This window comes from Acidiferrimicrobium sp. IK (assembly GCF_025499425.1).
In the GTDB taxonomy this organism is placed as follows: Bacteria; Actinomycetota; Acidimicrobiia; order Acidimicrobiales; family Palsa-688; genus Acidiferrimicrobium.
On record NZ_JAIMCB010000013.1, the window covers coordinates 47,779 to 73,841 of the forward strand.

Sequence of the window (26,063 nt, forward strand, 5' to 3'; positions counted from 1 at the left end):
AAGGAATCCGATGAAGACCGAAATCCATCCCGAGTACGTGACCGCGACGGTTACCTGCTCGTGCGGCAACACGTTCACCACCCGCTCGACGAAGGATTCGCTGCACACCGAGCTGTGCAACGAGTGCCATCCGTTCTACACGGGCAAGCAGAAGCTGGTGGACACCGGCGGCCGGGTCGAGCGCTTCGAGCGCCGCTACGGCCGGCGGGGCAAGAAGTAGCCCGCTCCTCCTACCCCTCCCCGAGCGCCGGCTGCCTCCCCGCGGGGCGCAGCCGGCGTTTTGGCGCGCCTCCGGTTCTGGCGGTGGGGCGGTGACCCCCGAAGCGGACAGCCGGCTCTCCGGCCTCCGCCGGGTCAAGCTCCGGGCTCTGGTCGGCGACCACTGGCAACTCGAGGGGCCCCTCGAGGACGGCACCATCCCGGGAGGCGCGACCCTCCACACTGCGGGCGGCGAACGGGGCTGGGCGCTGATCGACGACGGCGACGTCACCGGTTTCGGCGCCGCTCTGGCCTGGGCGCGCCGCCGCGAGGTCCGCGCCCTGCACGTCTTGGTCGAGGACCGAAGCCGCGCTGCGTCTGGGATCGTCGCCCGCCGGGCCGCGCTGTTCTCCCAAGCCCCGACCGTCTGGCGGGTCGAGGACCGCTCCCTCGAGCCGGCGATCCCGGCCCCGCCGTCGCTCGGAGCCGACCATCCCGACGTGCCCACCGAAGTGCTCGACGCCCTCTCGGCGGAGATGGCGGCCCACGGAGTGGTACCGATCATCGAGCACGGCACCCTGCACGGCGAGGTGCTCGGCCTCGAGGTGGCCCGAGCCGTCCCCGACGGCACTGGCGGCTGGCGGCTGTCGGTCGGCGTCGGACGCCACGACCGCGAAGCCCGCGAGGAACTGCGGCCCGGCGAGCCGACCGGCGACGCTCTCGAAGACGTCGCCGCTTTGGTCCGGCAGTGGCGCACTGCCCCCGACCGGCGCCACCCGGCCAACACGCTGGCGCGCGAGCGGCTCCTGCGCGCCGCAGTGATCGCCCACCCCGAGCTTGCCGGGGCGGCGTCGCTGGCCCCGGTCCCGGGCCCTCTGCCCGTCGACGACCTCCGCACGTCAGCCCCGGCGGGGGCGCTCGGCCTCGACGCCGCCGGTCACGCGGTGGTGGTCGTCTGCTCCACCGGCGTCGACATCGACCTGGTGCCCACCGCGGCCGACATCCGCCTGATCCACGCCCCGGACGCCGCGCTGGTCCTGGTCATGCCCGCGCCCGACGCCTACCCCTTGACCCGCGACCTGGCCGCAGCGCTGCTTCGGCCGGCGGAGGTACGGACAGTACGAGAGGGTTGGGCGACGCTCGCCACCTAGCCAACTCGTTCGCCCAGCCGACCGGGGCCGGCCCGCCTCCGCGGGCTCACCGGTCCGGTCGACCCGGAGGCCCGACCACGTTACGCATTACATCACGTATCATGTGATCTCATGCGAGGCGCCTTTGTGTCGGGTGAGTGGCGGCTCACGGCGGCCGCGCAGCGCAACTGGATCACCAGGGGCCAGCTGCGAGACGCCGGCATGTCCGACGAAAGGATCACCGCCGCGGTGAACCGAGGTGACCTGGTGCGAGTCGGGCGCGGGCTCTACCGCGCCGGCGGGACGGACGGTCATCCGCCGCTCGACTCGTGGCTCAGCGATCTGTGGCTCGCGGTCCTCCGCGCCGGACCGTATTCGTTCGCGTTCCGGCGGTCAGCTGCCGCTCTATGGGGCCTCGACGGGTTCGACCGTCCCGACCGTGCCCACGTCGAGGTCGGCACCCGCCGCGGCCGTCATGTCCGGACGGGCGCGGCCGCCTACCGGACAGCCACCCTTCTCCAAGGCGACGTCGTGACCGTCGACGGCCTGCGGGTCACCAGCCCGCTGCGGACGCTGTTCGACCTCTCCTCCCTCGGGGAGCCCGACCTCCTCGAACGAGCGCTCGAGAGCGCCATACGCAAACACTTGGTGGCCGAAGAAGAAGTGCGGTCCCGGCGCCATCCCGCGCCGGCGTGCGGCGCCGCCACGTGGACGTCTGTCCTCGGGCGGCGGCCGGGCGCCTGCCCGGCGACGGAGAGCGACGCCGAGACCCGCTTCGTGCAACTTTGCCGGCGGGCCGGCCTTCCCGAGCCGCGCCGCCAGCACCAGGCTCCCGAGACACGGGGCTTCAGGCTGGACTTTGCGTGGCCAGACGTGGGGCTGGCGGTGGAGGTAGATGGGCGCCGCGTGCACGGGCCCGACGCTCTCGGGGCCGACCTGCGCCGACAAAACAAGATCGTCCTGGCCGGGTGGCTAATCCTCCGCTTCACCTTCGACGACATCGTTGTGTATCCCGACGAGACGGTGGCGACCCTGCGCCGGGCGTTCGGCTTGCTGGCAGTCCAGTCCGCCTGAGCCGGGGGCGGTCACCGCCTGACTGCGGCCGCCGCTCGGGGCTGTCTGCGGGTCGGGGCTGTGCCGGCTGTGGGTCGGGGCTGCGCCGGCGCCACGGCTGCCGGCGGCCTAAGGGCGCCGGCTGCCGCTCGGGGCTGTCTGCGGGTCGGGGCTGTGCCGGCTGTGGGTTCGGGGCTGCGCCTACGCCGGCGGCCACGGCTGCCGGTGGCCTAAGGGCGCTCCGATGGAACCCGCGCCAGACCCCACGCCGAAAGCAAAGGTCTGTCGCGGGTTCCGCTGGTTGCGCCCCTGCTAGCCGCGACAGTTCTCCCGGATCGCCGGCGGGTCTGTCGCGGGATCCATCGGAGCGCCCGAGGCGAGGCACGCCCGCCACACCGCCACGCCCGCCACCCCGCCACCCCCACCCCGCCGGCGTGGGCCCTAACGCCCGCCGGCAACCCACCCGCCGGCAACCCACCCGCCGGCACCGAGGGCGCAGACAGCCGCCCCGATCGCTCAGAGCCGCCCCGAGCCGGCCGGCCAGTACCCTGAGCAGTTGTGTTAGATCGCCTCGCCGGCCTGGAGTCCGAGTACGAAAGCGTGCTCGTCCAGCTCTCGGACCCGGAGGTGATCGCCGACCAGCGCCGGCTGCGGGAGGTGTCGCGCCGGCATCGGGAGCTCGAGCCGGTCGTGCTGGCCTACCGCGAGTACCGCGGGGTGCTCGACGACATCGACGCGGCCAAGGAGCTGCTCGAGGACATGGAGCCCGGAGGGTCCGCCGCCGGCGGCGACAGGGCGACCAGGAGCGACGACCGGAGCATGCTCCGGGCCGAGGTCAGCGACGGGGAGGCCCGCTTGGCCGAGCTCGACGAGCGGATCAAGCTGCTGCTCTTGCCCCGCGATCCCAACGACGGCAAGAACGTGATCCTCGAGATCCGAGGCGCGGAGGGCGGGGAGGAGGCGAACCTCTTCGCCAAGGACCTCTACGAGATGTACTCCCGCTACGCCGACCGCATCGGCTTGAAGATGGAGATCTTGAGCGCCGACCACTCCGACATGGGCGGGTTCAACCAGGTCACGGTGCTGGTGAAGGGGCACGACGCGTGGTCCCACCTCAAGTACGAGGGGGGACCGCACCGGGTGCAGCGGGTGCCGGTCACCGAGTCCCAGGGTCGGGTCCACACTTCCAGCGCCACGGTGACGGTCCTCCCGGAGGCCGAAGAGGTGGATGTCCACATCGAGGAGAAGGACCTGAAGATCGACGTGTACCGCTCGACGGGCCCGGGCGGCCAGTCGGTCAACACCACCGACTCCGCGGTGCGCATCACCCACATCCCGACCGGGACCGTCGTCGCCATGCAAGACGAGAAGAGCCAGATCCAAAACCGGGCCAAGGCCATGCAGGTCCTGCGGGCCCGCATCCTCAAGGCCGAGCAGGACCGCCAAGCCGCGGAGCTGTCCGAGTCGCGCCGCAGCCAGGTCGGGGGCGGCGGCCGGTCGGAGAAGATCCGCACCTACAACTACAAGGAGAACCGGGTCACCGACCACCGCATCGGGCTGACGCTCTACAAGCTCGACAAGGTGCTCATGGGCGAGCTCGACGAGGTGGTCGACGCTCTGGCCGCCGACGAGCGGACCCGGCAGCTGGCCGGGGAAGGCAGCGACAGCTGACCAGCTGGCGGGAGCTTTACGAGGAGGGCCGCAGGCGGCTGGGCTCGGACCAAGAAGCCCGATGGCTCATCGAGGAGGCCGCCCCCGACGCGTGGCCCACCGCCCTCGACCAGGCGGTCACCCAGCGCGCCGGGGTCTGGTTCGAGCAGATGGTCGAGCGGCGCGCCGCCGGCGAGCCGCTGCAGTACGTCGTCGGGCACTGGCCGTTCCGGACCCTAGACTTGATGGTCGACGGCCGGGTGCTGATCCCCCGCCCGGAAACCGAGGCCGTCGTCGAGGTGGCCCTCGAGGTTTTCGATGCCATCGCCGCTCCCGACCCGGTGGCCGTCGACCTCGGTACCGGTTCGGGGGCGATCGCCCTGTCGCTGGCCAAGGAGCGGCGCATGGCGGAGGTGTGGGCGACCGACGAGTCCCCCGACGCGCTGGCCGTCGCCGGCGCCAACCTGGCCGGTCTCGGCGGGTGGGCGGCCCCCAAGGTCCGGCTGGCCCGCGGCGCCTGGTGGCAAGCTCTGCCAGAGGCGCTGCGCGGCCGGGTCACTCTGGCGGTGTCCAACCCTCCGTACATCTCCAGTGGAGAAATGGCCTCGCTGGACGCGGTGGTGCGGGATTGGGAGCCCAACGGCGCCCTCGAGGCTGGCCCGACCGGCTTGGAGGACGTGGCCGCCATAACCGGGCCGTCGTGTGGGTGGCTGATGCCCGGAGGGGCGCTGGTCGTCGAGATCGCCCCCCACCAGGCGGAGGACGTCGCCGCTTTGGCCCGCGACGCCGGGCTGGTGGACGTCGAGGTGCGCCCCGACCTGGCCGGGAGGCCCCGGGCGCTGGTGGGGCGAGCCCCGCAGGCTTGAGGGGTAGCGTCCTGGGATGGCCATCCTCGCTGCGCTCGGTGACCCACCGCCCGAGGAGGCCGTCGCGGCCGCGGTCGAGGCGCTAAGGGCCGGTGACATCGTCGGCCTGCCGACCGACACCGTCTACGGGTTGGCGGCCGACCCGTGGGGGACGGGGGCCGTCGACCGCCTGTTCCGGATCAAGGCCCGGCCCCGCTCCGTCGAGCTGCCCGTGCTGGTGTCGGGGGTGGAGCAGGCGCTCGAGCTGGCGACGGAGGTGCCCGACGTGGCCCGGCGGCTGATGGACGCCTACTGGCCCGGCGCCCTGACCCTGGTGCTGCCGCGGCGGGCTGACCTGGCTGCGGACCTGGGTGAGGACGACGCCACCATCGGCGTGCGCTGCCCCGCTCACCCCGTACCCCTGGCGGTGTGCCGGCGTCTCGGCCCGATCGCCACGACCAGCGCCAACCTGCACGGCTCCGCGCCGGCGACGACCGCCGCGGAGGTGGCCGCTCTCCCCGGGCTGGGCCTGGTCCTCGACGCCGGGACCTGCCAGGGCCAGCCGTCGACGGTCGTGGACTGCACCGGTGCCGACGCCAAGGTCCTGCGTCAGGGCTCGGTGCTGCTCGCCGGCTTCGCCGGCTAAAGCCCCCGCCGGCTGACGATTCGCGCCGGTGCCCGGCCGGGGCTCGCTGAACAGCGCCGCCCCCGGTCCTAGACTCGACGCCCGTGGCCGACCAACTGCTCGCTGAGGATCCCGAGGTAGCCGACATCCTGGAGCGGGAGAAGGACCGGCAGAACACCGGCCTGCAGCTCATCGCCTCGGAGAACTTCACGTCGAGGGCGGTCATGGCCGCGACCGGGTCGGTCCTCACCAACAAGTACTCCGAGGGCTACCCCGGCAAGCGGTACTACGGCGGCAACCGGATCATCGACGAGGCCGAGGACCTGGCCCGCCGCCGGGTCTGCGAGCTGTTCGGTGCCGAGCACGCCAACGTGCAGCCCCACTCGGGGGCCAACGCCAACCTCGGCGTGTACCTGGCCCTGCTCGAGCCGGGCGACACCGTGCTCGGCCTGCGCCTCGACCAGGGCGGACACCTGACCCACGGGTCGCCGGTCAACATCAGCGGTCGCTTCTACAACTTCGTGTCCTACGGGCTGACCGACAGCGACGAGCGCATCGACCTCGACGCGTTGGCCCGGCTGGCCGAGGAGCACCGTCCGAAGCTGATCGTCGCCGGCGCCACCGCCTACCCGCGGATCATCGACCCGGCGCCGTACCGCCAGATCGCCGACAGCGTCGGCGCCCTGTTCATGTTCGACGCCGCCCACATCGCCGGGCTGATCGCGGGAGGGGCCCACCCCAACCCGGTCGGGATCGCCGACGTGGTGACCTTCACCACCCACAAGACCCTCCGAGGCCCCCGAGGCGGCTGCATCCTCACCACCAAGGAGCTGGGGCCGGCGATCGACAAGGCCATCTTCCCCGGCCTCCAAGGCGGCCCCCTAGAGCACGTCATCGCCGCGAAGGCGGTGGCGTTTCGCGAGGCCGCGCAGCCGGAGTTCCGGTCGTACGCGGCCCAGATCGTCCGCAACGCCCAGGCCCTGGCCGCCGGCCTGGCCGGCGAGGGGTTCCGGATCGTGTCGGGGGGCACCGACAACCATCTGATGCTGGTCGACCTGCGCCCCTTCGACGCCGAGCTGACCGGCAAGGTCGCCCAGGAGGCGCTGGACCGGGCCGGGATCACCCTCAACAAGAACACCGTGCCAAACGACCCCCGCTCCCCGTTCGTCACGAGCGGCCTGCGGATCGGCACCCCGGCGGTGACCACCGCCGGCATGGCCGAGGACGAGATGGCGACCGTCGCCCGCCTGATCGCCCGGGTGCTTCGCTCACCCGGCGACGAGACGGCAATCGGGGCGGTGCGTGACGAGGTCGCCACGCTCTGCTCCAAGTTCACTCCGTACCCGTAGGGAGCGGGGCCATCAACCAGTACCGCGACTACGTCATCGTGGCCGTCGTGGCCGCGGTGACCACGTTCGCAGCGACGTTCGCGGTCCGGGTCCTGGCCCGGCGGTTCTCGATCATCGTCGTCCCCGACGAGCGGCGGGTCCACGAGCGGCCCACACCGACCGTCGGTGGCGCTGCGATGTTCGTCGGGCTGCTGGCGGCGATGGCCACCGCCTCGCAGCTGAAAGGTCTGCGGCCGGTGTTCCGGGGCAGCTCGGAGCCGATCGGTTTGGTGGTCGCCGCCACCGTGATCTTCGCCGTCGGGATGTTCGATGACCTCCGGGAGATGTCACCGCCGGCAAAGATGTCCGGCCAGGTCCTCTCCGGCACCGTGCTGTACTTCGCCGGGATCAGCATGCTGTTCTTCAAGGTGCCGCTCCTCGGGACCACGCTCAGCCTGTCCCCGGCACTGGTCGCGGTCATGACGGTGGTCTGGGTGGTCGGGATGGCCAACGCGGTCAACTTCATCGACGGTCTCGACGGGCTGGCCGCAGGGATCGTGGCCATCGCGTCGCTGGCTTTCTTCCTCTACAGCCACCAGCTGGTCAAGATCGGCACCGTCACCCCCGAGAACTCTGGGCCGCTCATCGCCGTGGTGGTCCTCGGCATGTGCATCGGCTTCCTTCCCCACAACTTCCACCCGGCCAAAATCTTCATGGGTGACGCCGGGGCGATGCTCCTCGGGCTGCTGATGGCGGCCACCACGATGTCGGTGGTCGGGCAGACCGGCAACGGGTTCAGCGGCCGCACCTACTTCTTCTACGCGCCGATCTTCATCCCGTTCTTCATCCTCGGCATCCCGATGCTCGACACCGCGTTCGCCATCGTGCGCCGAGCCGGCCGGCGCACCGGGATGGCCACCGCCGACAAGAACCACCTGCACCACCGGCTGATGCGCCTCGGGCACGGCCAGACCCGCTCGGTGCTGATCCTCTGGACTTGGACCGCGCTGCTGTCGGGGCTGGTGCTCGTGCCGGCGCTGACCAACCACAACAGCGCTTTCATCCCCGCCGCCATCCTCGGCCTCGGCGTCGCGCTCTACACCCTCTTCACCCCCCGCGGGCGGGGCGGGGTGGCCAACCGGCCCGGCGCCGCCGACGACGACGGGGCCGGCGGCGACGGCGCAGGACCCGCCGACGTGAAGGGCGCAGCACCCTCCGGCCCGGCAGATTTGCACGGCCGCAGCCGCGTTCCGTAGATTTATCAACCGTGCTGGTAGACAAGGCGCAGGAGGCGCAGGGGAGCGCCCCCGTACGCGCGGCTCGCCCGGACCGGCTCGTTTCGGCGACGAAGCAGGTCGCCCGGGCAGTAACCCCGACCAATCTCGACGAGGACCTCCCCGGCAAACGGGTGGCTCACGGCTTCAACATCGGGTTGACGCCGGTGCTGTTCGCCGCGATCGGCTACGGCATCGACCGGGCCCTCGGGATCCTGCCGGTGTTCACCATCTCCCTCACCGTCTTGTGCGTAGTGGGGATGCTGGCTCGCTTCTACTACTCGTACAAAGCCACCATCGAAGCCGAGGAGCTCGAGTACCAAGCACGGAAGGGCAAGACGAAGGGGACCGCGGCCAGAGGGCTCGGGAGCCGAAGCTGATGGCCTCGGCATTCGCCACCGGGTTGGACATCCCCCCGGTGGAACGGCAGATCGCGCGCGACATGGCCCGCCGGGCCCTGCCCGTAGCGCCGGTCCTGATCCTCATCGGCGGGACCTTCTGGGGCTGGGACGGTGCGCTGGCCGCCGCCTACGGCGTCGGCCTCATCGTCACCAACTTCCTCCTGGCCGCCGGGCTCCTGGCGTGGGGTGCCCGGCGGGGTGCCGCCGCGCTGGCCGGCGCCGCGCTCGGCGGGTTCCTGCTGCGCCTGATCCTGCTCGGCGTAGCGGTGTTCGCGGTGCACCCGTTTTGGCACTTCCCGGTCATCCCGCTTTGCATCACCCTCCTCGTCACCCACCTCGGGCTGCTGTTTTGGGAGATGCGCTACGTCTCGGCCACGCTCGCCAACCCAGGCCTGAAGCCCAACAGCGAGTTCCACTTCCCGACCCGGGCCAGCCGCCGTGCCCGCACCACCCCCGCCGCCCCCACCACAGACCCCGGAACTGACCGATGATCCCCGCCGTACCCCACCTCGTCGCCGGCCTTGACTTCCCGCCCATCGGGGAGTTGCTCAACTGGAAGAACATCGGCCCCGGGGGGTTCAACAAGACCGCCCTGATCGATGTACTCGCCGTCGCGTTGACCCTCGGACTGTTCTTCCACGCCGCCCGGCGAAAGGCGATGGTCCCCCGCGGCACGCAAAACATCGCCGAGTCGCTGATCGAGTTCGTCAACGGCCAGATCATCATGGAGACGATGGGCGCCGACGGGCTGGGCTATCTCCCGTTCATCCTCGCGATCTTCTGCTTCGTCTTCCTCTGCAACATCTTCGAGATCATCCCGATCTTCCAGTTCCCTGCCGACGCCCGCATGGCCAATCCGCTGGTCTTGGCGCTGATCGTGTGGGGCGTGTACAACTATGCGGGCATCAAACGCCAGGGCTTCCGGGCGTACGTCCGCAACTCGACGATCCCACCCGGGGTTCCCGGCTTCCTGGTCCCGTTGGTGGCGGTCATCGAAGGCGCCCAGCGGTTCCTGCTCAACCCGCTCACCCTGGCCATCCGGCTCTTCGCCAATATGCTCGCCGGCCACCTGCTGCTGGTGACCTTCGCGCTGATGGCCGACGCCTTGTTTTTCCACAACACTGTTACGGCCACGATCCCGATCGGGGTCCTGCCGGTGCTGATGGAGATCGTGATCATCATCTTTGAGGTGCTGATCGCGGTGCTGCAAGCGTTCATCTTTGCCATTCTCACCGGCGTCTATCTCGGACCTTCGCTTCACCCCGAGCACTAGGCACCACCAACCAACAGGAGGAACAGGGTGATCGACGCCCTACAAGCCGCCAGCAACGTCAACATCGGAACCAAGGAGGTCCAGAAGGCCGGTCAGAGCATCGGCGCCGGTATCGCCTATGGCGCAGCCGCCATCGGCCCTGGTGTCGGCATCGGCATCGTCGTGGGTAACGCCATCACGGCCATGGCCCGCCAGCCGGAGTCGGCCGGTGTCGCCCGGACCACGATGTTCCTCGGCATCGCTTTCACCGAGGCCCTCGCCCTCATCGGCTTCGTGGTGGCGATCCTCGTCCTCTTCGTCGGCTGAGTTCGACCGTGCTCTTCGCTGCCGGCCTGGTGGCCGCCACACAGAAGGTGGACTGCAGCGCGGCGGGCATCTCGTGCCAAAACGCCCAGTCCAAGAACCCCATCCTGCCCACGGTCCCCGAGATCGTCTGGGGCACGCTGGCGTTCGTGGTGCTGTTCGTCGTGCTCTGGAAGCTGGCGTTGCCGCCGCTGGTCAAGCTCATGCGGGACCGGACGGAGCGGATCGCCAACGACCTCTCCAGCGCTGAACAGGCCAGGGTCGAGGCCCAGCAGACCCTCGAGGACTACAAGCGGGAGCTGGCCGAGGCCCGCTCCGAGGCCAGCCACATCCTCGACGAGGCCCGCCAGGCCGCCGAGCAGGTCCGCCAGGACCTGATGGCCCGCGCCGAGGCGGAGGCCGCCGAGCTGCGGGCCCGCAACGACTCCGCATTGCAGGCCGCCCAGGAGCGGGTGCTCGGCGAGCTCGAGGGTCAGGTTCGCGAGGTTGCCCTCGACCTGGCCGAGAAGGTCGTCGGCGCCAACCTCGACCGCGACACCAACCTGGCGCTCATCGACCGCTTCATCGACGAACTCAACGCCGGCCCGACCAGCGACGCAGGCGCCGCGCTCCAGTGATCACCCCCGACGCGTACGCGTCCGCCCTCCTGGAGGTGGCCAAGGACCAAGGCCAGCTCGACACCGTCGAGGAGGAGCTGTTCCGCGTCGCGCGGACGCTGGAAGCCAACGACGGCCTGCTCTGGGTCCTGTCGGACCAGAGCGTGCCCGTCGAGGCCCGCCAGGCCACCCTGGCCCAGCTGCTCGAAGGCAAGGTCTCGCCGATCACCGCGCAGCTGGCGGCGTGGGTGGTCGGGGAGAACCAAGCCCTGGACCTCCCCGAGATCATCGACCGGCTGGTCGCCCGGGCGGCCGACGAGCGCAACGAGTACGTCGCCGAGGTCCGCGTCGCCGAGCCGCTCGACGCGGACCGCCTCGAACGGCTCCGCCAAGGCCTGACTCGCACCCTCGGGCGCGAGGTGGTCGTGCGCACCGTGATCGACCCGAGCGTGATCGGCGGCGTGGTCGCCCGGGTCGGCGACACCATCATCGACGGTACGATTGGACACCGACTCGAGCAGCTCCGCCGGTCGATGCGGACCCCGGCGCGCCACGCAGCGGCGGACACCACCCACGAGGCCGGCTGACGCCGGTCTGACCGTCACACGCCCTTCTCACGCCCTCACCAGACGATACCCCGAGGACCCAATGACTGACCTGACCTTCAACGCAGACGAGATCGCCGCCGCCCTGCGCCGCAGCCTCGACCAGTACAGCCCCAAGGCGGAGGCGGAGACGGTCGGCCGGGTCATCGAGGTCGGTGACGGCATCGCTCGGGTGTCGGGCCTTCCCGATGCCGAAGTCAACGAGCTGCTGGAGTTCGAGGGCGGCCTGCTCGGGCTGGCGCTCAACCTCGACGAGACGTCGATCGGCGCGGTGCTCCTCGGCGAGGCCGAGAAGGTCGAGGAGGGCCAGCCGGTCAAGGCCACCGGCCGGATCATCAACGTCCCTGTCGGCGACGGACTCCTCGGGCGGGTCGTCAACTCCCTGGGCGAGCCGATCGACGGTCAAGGGCCGATCCAAAACACCCAGCTGCGCCGCATCGAGATCCAGGCCCCCGGCGTCGTCGACCGCCAGCCGGTGAAGCAGCCGTTGCAGACCGGCATCAAGGTCATCGACGCGATGACCCCGGTCGGGCGCGGGCAACGGGAGCTGATCATCGGCGACCGCAAGACCGGCAAGACCTCCATCGCCATCGACACGATCATCAACCAGAAGGGGCTGGGGGTGAAGTGCGTGTACGTGGCGGTCGGCCAGAAGAACTCGACGGTCGCCCAGATCGTCGACACGCTCCGCCAGGCCGGCGCGCTGGACTACACCGTCGTCGTCGACGCCCCGGCGTCGGACCCCTCCCCCCTCAAGTACCTGGCGCCCTACACCGGCTGCGCGATGGGCCAGCACTGGATGGACAACGGCGAGCACGCCCTCGTCGTCTACGACGACCTGTCCAAGCAGGCCGAGGCGTACCGCCAGATGTCGCTGCTTCTGCGCCGGCCCCCGGGGCGCGAGGCCTACCCGGGCGACGTGTTCTACCTCCACAGCCGCCTGCTGGAGCGGGCCGCGAAGCTCTCCGACGAGCTGGGCGGCGGCAGCCTCACCGCGCTGCCGATCATCGAGACCAAGGAGGGGGACATCTCGGCGTACATCCCCACCAACGTGATCTCGATCACCGACGGCCAGATCTTCTTGGAGCTGGACCTGTTCAACTCCGGGCAGCGCCCGGCGATGAACGTCGGCACTTCGGTGTCCCGGGTCGGCGGCTCGGCGCAGATCAAGTCCATGAAGGCGGTCTCCGGCGGTCTCAAGCTGGACCTGGCCAACTTCCGTGAGCTGGAGTCCTTCGCCTCCTTCGGCGCCGAGCTGGACAAGGCGTCCCAGGCGCTCATCGACCGGGGCCGGCGGCTGATGGAGCTGCTCAAGCAGGCCAACGGCGCCCCGCTTCGAGTCGAGGAGCAGGTCGTGTCGCTCTACGCCGGGACCCGCGGCCACCTCGACGACCTGCCCGTCGCTGACATCCGCCGCTTCGAGGCCGAGCTGCTCGAGCACGTCCGCTCCACCAAGAAGGACATGATGGCGGGGATGCGCGACGGGGGCGGGCTGCCCGAAGAGGAGCTCGAGTCGGTCATCACGGAGTTCAAGGCCCGCTTCGAGACGAGCGAGCAGGCCGACAGCGACAGCGCAAGCTAGTGGCCGGCGGTCAGGAGCGCGCCCTGCGCCAGCGGGTGCGCAGCAACCAGAACGTGCGCAAGATCACCCGGGCCATGGAGTTGATCGCGGCCAGCCGCATCGCCAAGGACCAGCAGCGGGTCGCCGCGGCGCGCCCCTACGCGGAGCTGATGACGACGGTGGTCGCCCACCTGACCAAGGCCGGCGCCAACCTCGACCAGCCGCTCCTCGAGACCAGGGACCCGGTCCGCACCGTCGGGATCCTGGCCATCACCGCCGACAAGGGCCTGGCCGGCGGCTACAACGCCAACGTCACCCGCGCCGCCGACCAGGCGGTCGCCGCGGCCCGCCGCGACGGCCTCGACGCGAAGGTGTACGTGGCCGGCAAGAAGGGCGTCAACTACTTCAGGTTCCGCCACCAAGACGTCGCTCAGAGCTGGACCGGCTTCTCGGAGCTGCCCCGCGCCGAGGACGCCCGGGCCATCGCCGGGGCGATCCGCGACGATTTCGTGGCCGGGGAGATCGACCGCTTGGAGCTGATCTACACCCAGTTCCTGTCCCTCGGCAACCAGAAGGTCGCGACCCGCCGCCTCCTGCCCCTCGACCGCTCCGCGCTGGAGGAGATCGGCGGCGGCAGCGAGCACAGCGGCCCGGAGGCCGCCTACGAGTTCGAGCCGGAGCCGGAGGCGATCCTGGAGCGGCTGCTTCCGCTCTACGTCGAGAGCCGGGTGTACTCGGCCCTGCTCGAAGCGGCCGCGTCGGAGCACGCGGCCCGCCAGCGGGCCATGAAGTCGGCCACCGACAACGCCAGCGATCTCATCAAGCTCTACGAGCGCAAGGCCAACCGCGTGCGCCAGGAGGCGATCACGACCGAGTTGGTCGAGGTCACCGGCGCGGCGGCGGCCCTCGCCGCGGGCAGCGGGTCCTGATGGCCACCGCGCCCGGCGCCATCCCGTCCACTTTCCCCACCCGATCCCGCACCCCAACGGGACCGACAGGCCGAGGAGCCCAGCTGTGACCACCATCGAATCGCCGCAGACCGAACTTAAGGACGGGCGGATCGTCGCCATCGTCGGTCCCGTCGTCGACATCGAGTTCCCCCCCGACCAGCTGCCCGAGGTCAACATGGCGGTCACGTTCGAGACCAAGGTCGAGGACAAGACGATCACCATCACCGCCGAAGTCGCCCAGCAGATCGGCCGGGACCGGGTTCGGGCCATCGCCCTCAAGCCGACCGATGGCCTGCGCCGCGGTGCGGTGGTGAAGAATACCGGCCGGGGTATCAGCGTGCCGGTCGGCCGGGCCACCCTCGGACACGTCTTCAACGTGATCGGCGAGCCGCTCGACACCCGCGGCGAGGCGATCGAAGGCATCGAGGAGCGGTGGGACATCCACCGCGAGCCGCCGAACTTCGACCAGCTCGAGCCGCAGCGCAAGATGTTCGAGACCGGCCTCAAGGTCGTCGACCTGCTCGAGCCGTACGCCCAGGGCGGCAAGATCGGCCTGTTCGGCGGCGCCGGCGTCGGCAAGACCGTCCTCATCTTGGAGATGATCACCCGCGTCGCCAAGGAGCACGGCGGCGCCTCGGTGTTCGCCGGGGTGGGGGAGCGGACCCGTGAGGGTAACGACTTGTGGCTGGAGATGGGGGAGAGCGGCGTCCTCGAGCGTTGCGCCCTGGTGTACGGCCAGATGGACGAGCCGCCCGGCGTCCGTCTCCGGGTCGCGCTTTCCGCGCTGACCATGGCCGAGTACTTCCGCGACGAGATGGACCAGGACGTGCTCCTGTTCATCGACAACATCTTCCGGTTCGTGCAGGCCGGCTCCGAGGTGTCGACCCTCCTCGGACGGATGCCGTCCGCGGTGGGCTACCAGCCGACCCTGGCCGACGAGATGGGACAGCTGCAGGAGCGGATCACCTCGACCCGGGGCCGTTCGATCACCTCGGTGCAGGCCGTGTACGTGCCCGCCGACGACTACACCGACCCGGCTCCGTTCACCACCTTCACCCACCTCGACGCCACGACCAACCTGTCCCGTGACGTGTTCGCCAAGGGCATCTTCCCGGCGGTCGACCCGCTGGCGTCGACCAGCACCATCCTCCAGCCCGATGTCGTCGGCGCCGAGCACTACCGGGTCGCCGGGCGGGTGGTGCAGATCCTGCAGCGCTACAAGGAGCTGCAGGACATCATCGCCATCCTCGGCATCGACGAGCTGGCCGAGGAGGACAAGGTCCTCGTCGGCCGGGCCCGCAAGATCGAGAAGTTCCTGGGCCAGCCGATGTACGTCGCGGAGACCTTCACCGGCCAGCCCGGCACCACCGTGCCCCTCTCCGAGACCATCGAGGCGTTCGACAAGCTGGCCACCGGCGAGTTCGACGACGTCTCGGAGCAGGCGTTCGTCGCGGTCGGCGGCATCGACGACGTGCTGAAGAAGTCGGAGCAGTTCAAGAAGGACGAGTCCTGAGGTGACCCTGTCGGTGAAGGTCGTGTCGCCCGAGCGGATCGTCTTCGACGACGAGGCGGCGATGGTGGTGTGCCGCACGACGGAAGGCGAGATCGCCTTCCAGACCGGTCACGCGCCCTTCATCGGCGCCCTCGGCATCGGCTACGTGAAGGTCGTGCCCGAGAGCGGGCAGGACACCTCGGCGGCGGTGCGGGGCGGTTTCGTGGAGGTCCGCGACAACCAGGTGAGCGTGCTGTCCAACATCGCGGAGCTGCCCGCCGACATCGACACCGACGCCGCCCGGGCCGACCTGCGCGACGCCGACAGCCGTCTCGGTCGGGACTCCGACGACGAGACCGCGGCCGAGGACCGCCGGTGGGCCGAGGTCCGCCTGGAGCTGGCCGGGTCCTCCTCCGGGGTGCCCGGCAGCTGAGCGGCCGCCGGCGCGTCGGCGTCGTCGCCCTGATCGACCCGCCGGCCGGTGACTGGATCGACGGGGTGCGCCGGGCCGTCGGCGACGGGGCGATCGACCGGATCCGCCCCCACATCACCCTGGTCCCGCCGCTCAACTTGAAAGCAGCGGACCTCGACGCCGCGCTGGCCAGGCTGCGCTCAGCCGCCGCGGCGGCGCCAGCCCGCATCGAGGTGAGCGTCGGGCCGCCGGCCACGTTCCTGCCGGCCAACCCGGTGCTGTTGTTGGGGGTGGCAGGCGACGTGGCCGCGCTGCGGGCGCTTCGCGACGCGGCGTTCGCCCCGCCGCTAGAGAGGCCCCTGTCGTGGCCGTGGGTCCCCCACGTCACCCTCGCCGACGGTCTTCCCCCCGAATCGATCCACGCCCTGGTGACGGCGTTGGGCCGCCTGGTGCTGGCCGTGGTGCTGGAGCGGGTGACGCTGCTGGAGGAGGTCCACGCCCCCGGCGGGCGGCGCTGGGAGCCCCTCGCGGACGTCGCGTTCGGGCCGCCCGCGGTGGTGGGCCGGGGCGGTCTGGAGCTGACCATCACCGCCGCCCGGACCCCCGACCCGTCCGCGCTGGGCCTGCTCGGCGAGCCCGGCGTCGCGGCGCTCGTCGACCCCGCCACCCCCCGCCGGCGGGTGGTGCGCAGCGCCCACCGGGAGGGGGTGCTGGTCGGGATCGGCGCGGCGTGGCTGGCCGACGACGGCGGGCACATCCGGGTGGTCGTCGCCGAGGAGCACCGCGGCACCGGCGTGGGCACCCACCTCCTCGCCGCGGTGGAAGACGCGGTGCGCCGGGAAGGCTGGGCGTGCCCGTCGCTGTCGGCCGAGGGTCCCGCCGGCTTCTACCGGGCCCGTTCGGTGTGGTCCCGGCCGCTCGGCTGACCGGGGCGCGCCGCGCCGCGGGTTACTCGAACGCTACCGATTACTCGAACGCTACCGAGGAGTACTGGGCCAGCTTCTTCAGCTTGTGGGAGGCGGTGACCCGCCGGACCGTCCCCGACTTGGAGCGCATCACCAGCGACTCGGTGAGCGCGCCGCTGCGGTCGTAGCGCACACCGCGGAGCAGCTCGCCGTCGGTGATGCCCGTCGCCGCGAAGAAGCAGTTGTCGCCTTGCACCAAGTCGTCGTGGGTCAGGACCTTGTCCAAGTCGTAGCCCTGGCGGATCGCCTCGGCCCGCTCGGCGTCGTCGCGGGGCCACAGCCGGCCCTGGATCTCGCCGCCCATGCACTTCAAGGCCGCGGCCGCGATGACCCCCTCCGGTGTGCCCCCGATGCCGAAGAGGATGTCGGCGCCGGTGGCCGGCCACGCGGTGGCGATGGCGCCGGCGACGTCCCCGTCGGTGATGAGGGAGATCCGGGCGCCGGTGGAGCGGACCTCGGCGATCAGGTCGGCGTGGCGGGGCCGGTCGAGGATGACCGCGGTCACGTCGCGCACCGACTCCTTCTTGGCTTTCGCCACCGCGGCGATGTTCTCCGACGGCGACAGCTCGATGCTCACCTGCCCGGCGGCCTCGGGACCCACCGCCAGCTTCTCCATGTACACGCACGGCCCGGGGTTGAACATCGTGCCCCGCTCGCCGACCGCGATCACCGACAGCGCGCCGCCGCGGCCTAGGGCGGTCGGGGTGGTGCCGTCGATCGGGTCGACGGCGACGTCGGTCAGCGGCGGGGTGCCGTTACCGATCTCCTCCCCGTTGTAGAGCATCGGCGCTTCGTCCTTCTCGCCTTCGCCGATGACCACGATCCCGGCCATCGGCACCCCGTCGAGGACGATGCGCATGGCGTCCACCGCGGCCCCGTCGGCCCCCTCCTTGTCGCCTCGACCCATCCAGCGCGCCGCAGCCATGGCCGCGGCCTCGGTGACCCGCACCAGCTCGAGCGCCAGGTTGCGGTCGGGGGCCTGCCGGGCCCGTGTGGTGCTCATCTCGTGACCCTACCCCCTCCCCGGCGGGGCCCTCCCGGAGGTGCCGGCGGGGCCTTCCCGGGGGTGCTTGCGGGGGCCCTCCCGGGGGTGCAGGCGGGGCCCTCCCGGGGTCGCTGGAGGCGGCCGACGGCGGGTGCCGCCGCCGCCGGGGCCCGGTGACGCCTGAGGTTCCCTTCGCGTGGGTAACCTTTCGGCACCGTGACCACCGCCGTGACCAGCACCTTGAGCCCCACCGTGCAGGCGGAGCCGACGCTTCGCGGCGAGGTCCGCCGGGTGGTCGCGGAGGCCTGGTCGGGACCCCGTTCGGCCAGGATCCTCGTCGGGCTGGCCGCGGTGGTCACCGTCGGCGGCGTGGCGCTGCGGTTCTACGCCCCGAGCCCGCTCTGGCTCGACGAGACGATCAGCGTCAACATCGCCAAGCTCCCGGTCACCCAGATCCCCGGCGCCTTGGCCCACGACGGGGCGCCGCCGCTGTACTACCTGCTCCTCCACGTGTGGATGCTGGTCTTCGGCCGCGGCGACTTCGCGGTGCGAGCCCTCTCCGGGCTGATCTCCGTGTGCACCATCCCCCTGTTTTGGCGGGCCGGTCGCCGCCTCGGCGGTCCCACCGTCGGGTGGGTGGCGCTGTTCCTCGGTATCAGCTCTCCGTTCGCGATCCAGTACGCGACCGCGACGCGGATGTACTCCCTGATGATCCTGTGGGCGCTGGTCGGCTACCTGGCCTTCACCCAGGCCCTGGCGGCGCCCACCCGGCGCAACCTGCTCAAGGTGGCCGCGGTCACCGCGGCGTTGCTCTACACCCACTACTGGGCCATCTACCTGGTGACCACCGTGGGCGCGTGGCTGCTGTGGCGGATCTGGCGGGACAGCCGCGGGGAGCCGATCGCGGCGCGCAACGCCGGCATCCGGCCGGTGTTCGGCGCCATGGTGCTCGGCGGTGTGGCCTGGCTGCCATGGTCGCCGGTGTTCGTATACCAGTCTCTGCACACCGGGACCCCGTGGACCGGAGCGGCCGGCCCCGCCGACCTGCTCGGCGTCTTCGGTGACTTCGGCGGGAGCGGACCGTGGGGACAGCTGCTCACCTACGGGCTGTTCGCGCTGGGCGCCCTCGGCGTCTTCGGTCGCCCGGCGCCGGCCGGGGCGCCCGGCGCCGGCCGGGCCGCGGTGCTGTTGACCACCGCCCCCCGCCGGCGCGTCGCCGGCCTGGTCGGGGTGGTCGCCGGCACGCTGGTCCTCGCCGTCGTCGCCGGGGCGCTGGCCCAGGCCGCGTTCGTCGCCCGGTACGCGGCCGTCGTGCTGCCGCTGTTCCTGCTCATCGTCGCCATGGGCGTCGGGCTGTTCAGCCGGAAGGTGGCAGCCTTGGCCGTGGCGGTCCTGTCGATCGCCGGTGTGCTCACCGGCCTGGGCGAGAACGGGCAGGCCCGCACCCAGGCGGTGCAGGTCGCGGCGGTCCTCAACGCTCAGGCCCAGCCCGGGGACCTGGTCGTTTACTGCCCGGATCAGCTGGGCCCGGCGGTCGACCGTCTCCTCAAGGTGCCGCAGGTGTCGGAGCTGACCTTCCCGAGGGCCATCGGCCCGCAGCGAGTCAACTGGGTGGACTACAAGGCCACCATCGCCGCCACCCACGTCGACGTGTTCGCCCAGCAGATGCTCAGCCGTCTCGGTGCCAACCACACGCTGTGGCTGGTCTATCGCGACGGATATCCGGGGCTTGGAGGCGACTGCGGCCAGCTCCGCAGCTGGCTGAACCTGCTGCGCCCCACCGGCGAGCAGGTGGTGGCGGCCAACGGCCATCAGTTCTACGAGTTCGAAAACCTGGTGCGCTATCCCAGCTGACCCCACGGCGCCGCCCGCTTCGGGGCTACCGCCCTTTTTCGACCCTGCCAGCTATCCTGGGCAGCCGCTGGAGCGCTGGACGGCCCCTCGCGGCGCCCGCCGGAGAGCCGGCGCCGCGACTGCAGCAGCGGTTTGCCAGACGCCCGCATCGGGCCTGCACACGACTAAGGAGCGCACGGTTTGACTGACCAAGAGGCCGGGGTGGTTGACGCCAACGGCGCGGCGGACAACGTCGTGGTGATCGGGGCGGGGCCTGCCGGCCTCACCGCCGCCTACCAGCTGTCCAAGGCCGGCAAGCGCTCCACGGTTCTCGAGAGCGACGACATCGTCGGCGGGATCAGCCGGACCGTCGAGCGAGACGGCTGGCGCTTCGACATCGGCGGCCACCGCTTCTTCACCAAGGTCACCCCGGTAGAGGAGCTGTGGCACGAGATCCTCCCCGCTGAGGACTTCATGCTCCGGCCCCGCAAGAGCCGGATCTTCTACAAGGGCAAGTTTTACGACTACCCGCTGAAGGCCATGAACGCGCTGACCAACCTCGGCGTCATCGAGGCCGTCCGCTGCGTCCTGTCGTACGTGTGGGTGAAGGTCCATCCCCCCAAGGACCAGTCCAACTTCGAGGGCTGGGTCGCCGCCCGCTTCGGCTGGCGGCTGTACCGGCACTTCTTCAAGACCTACACCGAGAAGGTCTGGGGCCACCCCGGGTCCGAGATGGGCGCCGACTGGGCCGCGCAGCGGATCAAGAACCTGTCGCTGGCGTCGGCGATCATGAACGCGCTGCTGCCCAAGCGCAACCAGAAGGAGATCACCTCCCTCATCGAGGAGTTCGAGTACCCGCGCCTCGGCCCCGGGATGATGTGGGAGCGCTGCCGGGACCTGGTGGAGGCTGCCGGCACGAAGGTGGTCATGAACACCCGGGTCACCCGCATCCGCCACGAGGGCGGCCGGGCGGTCACCATCGAAGCCACCTCCGACGGGGGAGTGACCGAATACGAGGCCAGCTCGGTGATCTCGTCGATGCCGCTCGGCGCGCTGGTCAAGGCGATGGACCCCCCGGCGCCGGCCGAGGTCATCGCCGCCGCCGACGACCTGTCGTACCGGGACTTCCTGACCGTGGCTCTCGTCGTCCCCGCCGACGAGGTGCCTTGGACCGACAACTGGATCTACCTGCACGACAAGGGGACCACCGCGATGCGCATCCAGAACTTCGGTTCGTGGTCGCCGCACATGGTCAAAGACGGCCGCAACGTGCTCGGCCTTGAGTACACCGTCGTCGAGGGTGACGCCACTTGGAGCGCCCCCGACGAGGTTCTCGTCGAGCGGGCCAAGCAGGAGCTGGGCAACTTGAAGCTGGTGGACCCGGCCCGGGTCGAGACCGGCTACGTCGTGCGGATGCCCAAGGCGTACCCGTACTACGACGCCCAGTACGGGGACAACGTCGAGACGATCCGGCGGTGGCTGGAGGCCAACGTGGCCAACGTGTGGCCGGTGGGCCGCAACGGCATGCACCGTTACAACAACGCCGACCACTCGATGTACACAGCCATGCTGGCGGTCGAGAACCTCTTCGGGGCCAGCCACGACACGTGGTCGGTCAACGTCGAGGAGGAGTACCACGAGGAGATCGGTGACGGCCGGGGCCGCACGTCGGGTACCGGGCGCGACGCTCCGGTGCTGCCCAAGCGGCCTGCCGCCGGCTGACCCCGACGGCTGCCGCCGCCAGGTGGCGGCCGGCGGGTGGTGTTGGGCAAGTATGAGAGCGTGACGCCGCCCACCTGCTTCACCTGCCACGCCCCGAGAGGACCCCGTTCATGAGCAAGATCTGGTACTGCGCCAACTGCGGCTACGAGGTGGACTCCAAGGGCCGGTGCCACCTGTGCCGCCAGAAGCTGGTGGCGTCCCCGCTGCCGTCGCTGCCGCCCGGCGACGACGACGAGGAGGTCGGCTACCGGATCGTCGACTGGGAGGACCGGGCCCGCGGCCGGCTCATCGAGGCCCTGGTGGCGGAGCGGATCCTTCACCGCTTCGAGGACGACGATCTGGTGGTGGCCGTCACCGACGAGGAACGCGTCGACGCTTTGGTGGAGGAGCTGGCCGAGGTGGCCGCCGATCCGGCCGGCCCGGCCCTCGCCGGTGGCGACGAGGGGGGCGCGCGGCCCTACGCCGGCGCCGTCGACGGGGAGGTGGTCCTCGCGGTCGAGATGATGTTCAAGGCCGCCCAGCGTCTGCGGGTGGACCCGACCGACATGGAGGCCGACGGGGACGTGGCCGAAGCGTCGGCGGGGGTGTTCATGACCGAGGACTATCCCGGCGTGACCCCCGACGAGTGGGCGGCGATCGGCCGGGTGACCCGCCGGCTCCTCGCCGCGCTGGGAGCCGACGAGGCGCTGGAAGACGAGATCCGCCAGCAGGCGGCGGTCCTGGTGACGCTGCTGCGCCCGGCGGTGGCGACCCCGTCGCTTCCTTCCTCCGGGATCGGCTCCGCCCAAGGCGCGCGCGGCGCGACCGGCGACGACGGCGAACACGCCGCCCCGGCGGGGTCCGGCCCGGCGACGGGCAACCCGGCGCTGGCCAACGGTGCGCTCGACGACGCCGTAGCGCTGGAGGACAGCGAGGTGGCCCGCTCCGCCGCCGCGGTGTTCGGGGCCGGCCCTGACAGCGGTGCCGGCGAGGGCGCCGCCGCCCCCGATGACGTCGCCGGCGAGGACGGTGAGGACGACGACGGTGAGGACGTCCGGCTCCTCGGCGGCGGGCCCGAGACCTCCTACGAGGTGCCCGAGTGGCTACCCGAGCAGCGAGCGTTGCTGACCGTCCTGCTCGAGGACCGGGCCATCCCCCACGCATGGGACGGCCCTGACCTGGTGGTCCCGAGCGTCGACGAGGCCGCCGTCGAGGCGCTGTTCGACCAGGTCGGCGGGGCCGGGGACGACGAGGACGACGAGGCCCGGTACCGGGAGCTGGAAGAGCTTTTCGCGGCGGTCAACCGCCTCGCCGGCGACCCCGACGACAAAGAACGCGTCGCTGATGTCATCGCCAACGCCGGCGCGGTGGAGGGCCCCACCCCCATCGGGTTCGACGACGGCAAGTGGCTCGGGTTGCGGCGCCGGACCCGGACGCTGGCCGACGCGCTCGAGCACAGCGCCGACCCCGACATCGTCGCGTCGCAGGCCGTCAGCCTCCGCGACGCGCTACGCGAGCTGGTGTGATCCTGGGGCTGCTGCTCGCCCCCGGCGCGGGCGCCGGGCGTGACCAACCGCAGCTGGTCGCCACCGACGAGGCGGCGACCGCGGCCGGGGTGACGGTGGCCCGGATGGACTTCCCCTACCGCCTGGCCGGGCGCAAGGCCCCCGACCGGGCTCCGGTCCTGATCGCGGCGGTCGTCGAGCAGGCCTCGGCGCTGGCCGGCGCCGGTCCGCTGGTCCTCGGCGGGCGGTCGATGGGCGGGCGGATGTGCTCGATGGCCGTCGCCGGCGGGCTGGTGCCCCAAGCCGCCGGTCTGGTCTTGATCAGCTACCCGCTGCACCCGCCGGGGAAGCCCGACCGGCTGCGCAGCGAGCACTTTCCGCAGCTGTCGGTCCCCTGCCTGTTCGTGTCCGGGACCAAGGACGCGTTCGGCTCGCCCTCCGAGCTCGAGGAGGCGACCGCGGCGATCCCCGGGCCGGTCACTCACCGCTGGATCGACGGGAAGGACCACGGCCTCCGCAACGCCGACAGCGCCGTGGCCTCGACGGTCGTGGCGTGGCTGTCCGAGCAGTGGCCGACGCTGGTCCGTCCCGCCTGAAGGCTCACAGCACCTCCGCGGCGGGCGCGTCGGTCGGGTTGAGCTCCTCGAGGGAGCGAGCCGCGGTCTCCGGGTAGGCGACCACGACCAGCACCGCGAGGACCGCGGGGCCGACAGAAAGCACCGCCAGGGCCGGCCCGATCGTGCCGATCAGGCTGGTCAGGCCGCCGGCGGCGGCCAGCCCGACCAGCCCGCCAGCCGCGCCGAGGACGGTGATGACCCCGCCGGCCCGGCCCCGCAACCCGGTCGGGAACAGCTCCGCGCCGTAGACGCCGAGCGCCGGCCCGATGCCGTAGGAGACCACGCTCGAGGCCGCCTCCCACCACCAAAGGGCCACGCCGCCGGTGAGGTACACGCCGAGCGTCGAGCCGGCCAGGGCTGCGACCCCGACCGCGGCGACGGGACGCCGCCCGCGGGTGTCCGCCAGGCGGCCGCCGACGAGGGTGCCGAGGCCGCCGACGGTGCCGGTCACCTGCAGCAGGATCGAGATGTGGAGCGGTGAAAGGTGGCGCTGATGGCGCAGGTACTGGTTTTGGAGCGCGCCGCCGGGGTCGGCGAAGAGGGCCAGCAGGAACGCCCCGGCCCCGAGCAGCACCAGCACCCTCCGGTCGTGGGGCGCCCATCGATGCCGGCGCCGGCCCGGCGCGGCGCCGCCCGGGTCGGCGTGCCCCGCTCTGCCCTCAGCGGCTTGCGCCAAGACGAACCGGGAGCTCTCCGGCAACCAGCGGGCGGCGGCCGCGGCGGCGGGCACGACGAGCAGGCCGAGGGCGAACAGCCAACGCCATCCGCCCGCTCCGGTGCCCGCCAGCGGGAGCGCGGCCAGGGCCAGACCGGAGCCGAGCCCGAAACACATGCCGCTGACCCCGAGCGCCCACGCCCTGGTCCCCGACGGCATCTCCTCCACGACCAGCACCCCGACGAGGACCCCGGCCGCGGCGGCCATCGCCCCGGCCACCACCTGCATGGCGGTCAGCGACGACAGGGACGGGGCCAGGCTGCTCGCCCCGGTGACCGCCGCGCCGGCGAATAGCGCCGCCAGCAGCACCGGCCGCCGCCCTCGGCGGTCGGCGGCGACGAGGACCACGACCGCTCCCAGCGCGGCGATCCGGCTGACGCCGAGCGCCACCCCCTGACCGGTCGACCCGACCCGGAACTCGCTGGCCGCGTACGTCATGGTGTAGGCGAGCAGGTCGCTCAGATAGCCGACCAGGACCGACACCGCGCAGAGGGTGACGAGGACCACCGCGGCCCGCCGGGACAGGCGGGCGGGGGGCAGCCACCACGGCAGCGGCCCCTCCGGCCCGACCCGGCCCAGGCGGCGGCGGAGGGGGAGCGCGAACAGCCACGCCACCAGCGGCAACCCGACGGTGAGCCCGACGCGCTGCTCCACCGTGTACCCGCCGCCGGGTAACGCGGTGACGACGACCTCCCGCCGGTAGCCGGCGAGGGGACCCTCTCCCTGCCCGAAGCGGTACTCGCCGGGAGGGGCCGCCAGGGGCTGCTCCTCCACCACCCCGGTGCGGGGCGCGACGATCGCGGCGACCGCGTCAGGGTCGCAGCGGCAGCGCGTCTGGACCTGCACCGGCGCCGCTGCCTCAGGAGAAGGCGGCGTAGAGCTCCGCGTAGGCGGCGGTCGCGTCGGCCAGGCGGTCCACCCCGACCCACTCGTCCACGGCGTGGGTTTGCTCGACGTTGCCCGGCCCGCAGACCACCGCCGGGATCCCGGCGCCGTTGCGCACGAAACGGGCGTCGGTCGTGAAGCTCATCCCTATCACCTCGGGCTGCTCCCCGGTGGCCTTCACCAAAGCGGAGCGCACCTGCTCGAGGAAAGCGTCGTCGGGCGGCAGCTCGCTGGCTTCGCCGAACACCTTCAAGTCGAAGTCGTAACTCAACCCCTCGACGCCGAGAGACGCGATCCGCTCCCGCAGCTCGGCCTCGCTGCCCTCCGCCGTGGCGCCGGGAAGGACCCGACGGTCGACGCCGAAGCGGCATCGCTCGGCGATCACGTTGAGGCCGTTGCCGCCCTCGATGGTCCCGATGTTGCAGGTCGGCCGGCCGAGGAGCGGGTGGCGCCCCTCGCCGAACTCGGCGCCGTGCAACCCGACGACGAGGCGGGCGGCGTGCTCGATGGCCGACACCGCCTCGCTGGGCCGGCTGCCGTGACCGGGCCGGCCGTGCACCGTGACGTGACCCTGCAGCAAGCCGCGCTCCGCGATGCACAACTGCATGCTGGTCGGCTCCGGGACGAGGCACGCGTCGCCCTTGATCAGGCCCATCTCGAGCAGGGCCTGGGTGCCGAGCCGGCCGCCGACCTCCTCGTCGGCGACGAAGTGGAACACCAAGTTGCAGCCCGGCGCCCGACCGGCCCGCTCCAGCAGGTCCAGGGCGCAAACCGCGGCCGCGATGCCGCCTTTCATGTCGGCGCTGCCCCGTCCGTAAAGCCGGCCGTCCTCGACGGTCGGCTCGAACGGTTCGTGGGTCCACGCGTCCCGGATGGCCGGCACCACGTCCAGGTGGCCGTTGACGATGAGGGTCGGTCGATCCCCGGGGCCGTCGGGGTGGGGGACCTCCGCGATCAGCGACAGGCGCCCCGGTTCCGGCTCGACCTCCCGCCACAGGGGACGCCACCCGGCCAGCGCGTCGTGGACCGCGTCGGAGATCGGCCGCTCGTTGCCCGGCGGGTTCTGGGTGTCGACCGCGACGAGAGCCGAGGTCAGTGCCACTACCGCGTCGATGTCTACCTGGTCTCGCACCGGTGCGAGCCTACGCCTCCGCCCTGGGC

The 26,063-nt window shown here is 71.7% G+C and carries 26 protein-coding genes; 23 read left to right on the forward strand and 3 right to left on the reverse strand.

What is annotated here, in order from left to right:
* Nucleotides 1-10: 10 nt before the first annotated feature.
* From rpmE to K6U06_RS19135, 19 genes are all read left to right on the forward strand, one after another.
* Nucleotides 11-220, forward strand: coding sequence for a 50S ribosomal protein L31 (rpmE, locus tag K6U06_RS19045; RefSeq protein ID WP_262323553.1), 210 nt, complete (start codon nucleotides 11-13; stop codon nucleotides 218-220).
* Nucleotides 221-311: 91 nt separating this feature from the next.
* Nucleotides 312-1,349, forward strand: coding sequence for a hypothetical protein (locus tag K6U06_RS19050; RefSeq protein ID WP_262323554.1), 1,038 nt, complete (start codon nucleotides 312-314; stop codon nucleotides 1,347-1,349).
* Nucleotides 1,350-1,460: 111 nt separating this feature from the next.
* Nucleotides 1,461-2,402 carry a type IV toxin-antitoxin system AbiEi family antitoxin domain-containing protein gene (locus K6U06_RS19055; RefSeq protein WP_262323555.1) on the forward strand — a complete coding sequence of 314 codons (942 nt, stop codon included), beginning with the start codon at nucleotides 1,461-1,463 and terminating at the stop codon, nucleotides 2,400-2,402.
* A gap of 537 nt (nucleotides 2,403-2,939) precedes the next feature.
* Nucleotides 2,940-4,052, forward strand: a complete 1,113-nt coding sequence (gene prfA / locus K6U06_RS19060) for a peptide chain release factor 1 (protein WP_262323556.1) — start codon at nucleotides 2,940-2,942, stop codon at nucleotides 4,050-4,052.
* A gap of 38 nt (nucleotides 4,053-4,090) precedes the next feature.
* Nucleotides 4,091-4,897 carry a peptide chain release factor N(5)-glutamine methyltransferase gene (prmC, locus tag K6U06_RS19065; protein WP_410051100.1) on the forward strand — a complete coding sequence of 269 codons (807 nt, stop codon included), beginning with the start codon at nucleotides 4,091-4,093 and terminating at the stop codon, nucleotides 4,895-4,897.
* Between the two features lie 16 nt (nucleotides 4,898-4,913).
* Nucleotides 4,914-5,522, forward strand: a complete 609-nt coding sequence (locus K6U06_RS19070) for an L-threonylcarbamoyladenylate synthase (protein WP_262323557.1) — start codon at nucleotides 4,914-4,916, stop codon at nucleotides 5,520-5,522.
* Nucleotides 5,523-5,605: 83 nt separating this feature from the next.
* Entirely contained in the window at nucleotides 5,606-6,850 is a 1,245-nt protein-coding gene (gene glyA / locus K6U06_RS19075) for a serine hydroxymethyltransferase (protein WP_262323558.1), read from the forward strand.
* 38 nt (nucleotides 6,851-6,888) lie between these two features.
* The gene (locus K6U06_RS19080; RefSeq protein ID WP_262323559.1) at nucleotides 6,889-8,085 is read left to right on the forward strand and encodes a glycosyltransferase family 4 protein; all 1,197 of its coding nucleotides are present in this window, start codon (nucleotides 6,889-6,891) and stop codon (nucleotides 8,083-8,085) included.
* An 11-nt stretch (nucleotides 8,086-8,096) separates the two neighbouring features.
* Nucleotides 8,097-8,483 carry an AtpZ/AtpI family protein gene (locus K6U06_RS19085; protein ID WP_262323560.1) on the forward strand — a complete coding sequence of 129 codons (387 nt, stop codon included), beginning with the start codon at nucleotides 8,097-8,099 and terminating at the stop codon, nucleotides 8,481-8,483.
* On the forward strand, nucleotides 8,483-8,995 hold the full coding sequence (locus K6U06_RS19090) for an ATP synthase subunit I (RefSeq protein ID WP_262323561.1): 513 nt from the start codon (nucleotides 8,483-8,485) through the stop codon (nucleotides 8,993-8,995). Before K6U06_RS19085 ends, K6U06_RS19090 begins: the two co-directional genes overlap by 1 nt.
* The gene (gene atpB / locus K6U06_RS19095) at nucleotides 8,992-9,777 is read left to right on the forward strand and encodes a F0F1 ATP synthase subunit A (protein WP_262323562.1); all 786 of its coding nucleotides are present in this window, start codon (nucleotides 8,992-8,994) and stop codon (nucleotides 9,775-9,777) included. Before K6U06_RS19090 ends, atpB begins: the two co-directional genes overlap by 4 nt.
* A 63-nt stretch (nucleotides 9,778-9,840) precedes the next feature.
* On the forward strand, nucleotides 9,841-10,083 hold the full coding sequence (atpE, locus tag K6U06_RS19100) for an ATP synthase F0 subunit C (RefSeq protein ID WP_410051101.1): 243 nt from the start codon (nucleotides 9,841-9,843) through the stop codon (nucleotides 10,081-10,083).
* Between the two features lie 8 nt (nucleotides 10,084-10,091).
* Nucleotides 10,092-10,697, forward strand: coding sequence for a F0F1 ATP synthase subunit B (locus tag K6U06_RS19105; protein WP_262323564.1), 606 nt, complete (start codon nucleotides 10,092-10,094; stop codon nucleotides 10,695-10,697).
* Nucleotides 10,694-11,263, forward strand: coding sequence for an ATP synthase F1 subunit delta (atpH, locus tag K6U06_RS19110; protein WP_262323565.1), 570 nt, complete (start codon nucleotides 10,694-10,696; stop codon nucleotides 11,261-11,263). Before K6U06_RS19105 ends, atpH begins: the two co-directional genes overlap by 4 nt.
* Before the next feature lie 61 nt (nucleotides 11,264-11,324).
* A complete protein-coding gene (gene atpA / locus K6U06_RS19115; RefSeq protein WP_262323566.1) occupies nucleotides 11,325-12,863 on the forward strand; it encodes a F0F1 ATP synthase subunit alpha in 1,539 nt (512 codons plus the stop codon).
* Nucleotides 12,863-13,771 (forward strand): F0F1 ATP synthase subunit gamma, encoded by a 909-nt coding sequence (locus tag K6U06_RS19120; protein WP_262323567.1) that lies wholly within the window; start codon nucleotides 12,863-12,865, stop codon nucleotides 13,769-13,771. Before atpA ends, K6U06_RS19120 begins: the two co-directional genes overlap by 1 nt.
* Nucleotides 13,772-13,865: 94 nt before the next feature.
* Nucleotides 13,866-15,305, forward strand: a complete 1,440-nt coding sequence (gene atpD / locus K6U06_RS19125) for a F0F1 ATP synthase subunit beta (RefSeq protein WP_410051102.1) — start codon at nucleotides 13,866-13,868, stop codon at nucleotides 15,303-15,305.
* 1 nt (nucleotide 15,306) lies between these two features.
* Complete coding sequence (atpC, locus tag K6U06_RS19130) at nucleotides 15,307-15,717, forward strand: ATP synthase F1 subunit epsilon (RefSeq protein ID WP_262323569.1); 411 nt, start codon at nucleotides 15,307-15,309, stop codon at nucleotides 15,715-15,717.
* Nucleotides 15,660-16,622: a GNAT family N-acetyltransferase gene (locus K6U06_RS19135; RefSeq protein WP_262323570.1), complete on the forward strand. Its 963-nt coding sequence runs from the start codon at nucleotides 15,660-15,662 to the stop codon at nucleotides 16,620-16,622. Before atpC ends, K6U06_RS19135 begins: the two co-directional genes overlap by 58 nt.
* 40 nt (nucleotides 16,623-16,662) lie before the next feature.
* Here the strand turns inward: K6U06_RS19135 and glpX are convergent, their stop codons facing one another.
* Complete coding sequence (gene glpX / locus K6U06_RS19140) at nucleotides 16,663-17,664, reverse strand: class II fructose-bisphosphatase (protein WP_262323571.1); 1,002 nt, start codon at nucleotides 17,662-17,664, stop codon at nucleotides 16,663-16,665.
* A 198-nt stretch (nucleotides 17,665-17,862) separates the two neighbouring features.
* Here glpX and K6U06_RS19145 point away from each other — a divergent pair, with 198 nt between their 5' ends.
* The 4 genes from K6U06_RS19145 to K6U06_RS19160 all read left to right on the forward strand — a co-directional run bounded on the left by K6U06_RS19145 (nucleotide 17,863) and on the right by K6U06_RS19160 (nucleotide 23,281).
* Nucleotides 17,863-19,500, forward strand: a complete 1,638-nt coding sequence (locus K6U06_RS19145) for a glycosyltransferase family 39 protein (protein ID WP_262323572.1) — start codon at nucleotides 17,863-17,865, stop codon at nucleotides 19,498-19,500.
* Nucleotides 19,501-19,680: 180 nt separating this feature from the next.
* On the forward strand, nucleotides 19,681-21,201 hold the full coding sequence (locus K6U06_RS19150; RefSeq protein WP_262323573.1) for an NAD(P)/FAD-dependent oxidoreductase: 1,521 nt from the start codon (nucleotides 19,681-19,683) through the stop codon (nucleotides 21,199-21,201).
* Nucleotides 21,202-21,311: 110 nt separating this feature from the next.
* Entirely contained in the window at nucleotides 21,312-22,706 is a 1,395-nt protein-coding gene (locus K6U06_RS19155) for a hypothetical protein (protein WP_262323574.1), read from the forward strand.
* Nucleotides 22,703-23,281 carry an alpha/beta family hydrolase gene (locus K6U06_RS19160; protein WP_262323575.1) on the forward strand — a complete coding sequence of 193 codons (579 nt, stop codon included), beginning with the start codon at nucleotides 22,703-22,705 and terminating at the stop codon, nucleotides 23,279-23,281. The genes K6U06_RS19155 and K6U06_RS19160 overlap by 4 nt, the downstream gene beginning before the upstream one ends.
* Before the next feature lie 4 nt (nucleotides 23,282-23,285).
* Here the strand turns inward: K6U06_RS19160 and K6U06_RS19165 are convergent, their stop codons facing one another.
* Both K6U06_RS19165 and K6U06_RS19170 read right to left on the reverse strand, forming a co-directional pair.
* Nucleotides 23,286-24,863 (reverse strand): MFS transporter, encoded by a 1,578-nt coding sequence (locus K6U06_RS19165; RefSeq protein ID WP_262323576.1) that lies wholly within the window; start codon nucleotides 24,861-24,863, stop codon nucleotides 23,286-23,288.
* A 13-nt stretch (nucleotides 24,864-24,876) separates the two neighbouring features.
* Nucleotides 24,877-26,034: a M20 family metallopeptidase gene (locus K6U06_RS19170; RefSeq protein WP_262323577.1), complete on the reverse strand. Its 1,158-nt coding sequence runs from the start codon at nucleotides 26,032-26,034 to the stop codon at nucleotides 24,877-24,879.
* Between the last annotated feature and the right edge of the window lie 29 nt (nucleotides 26,035-26,063).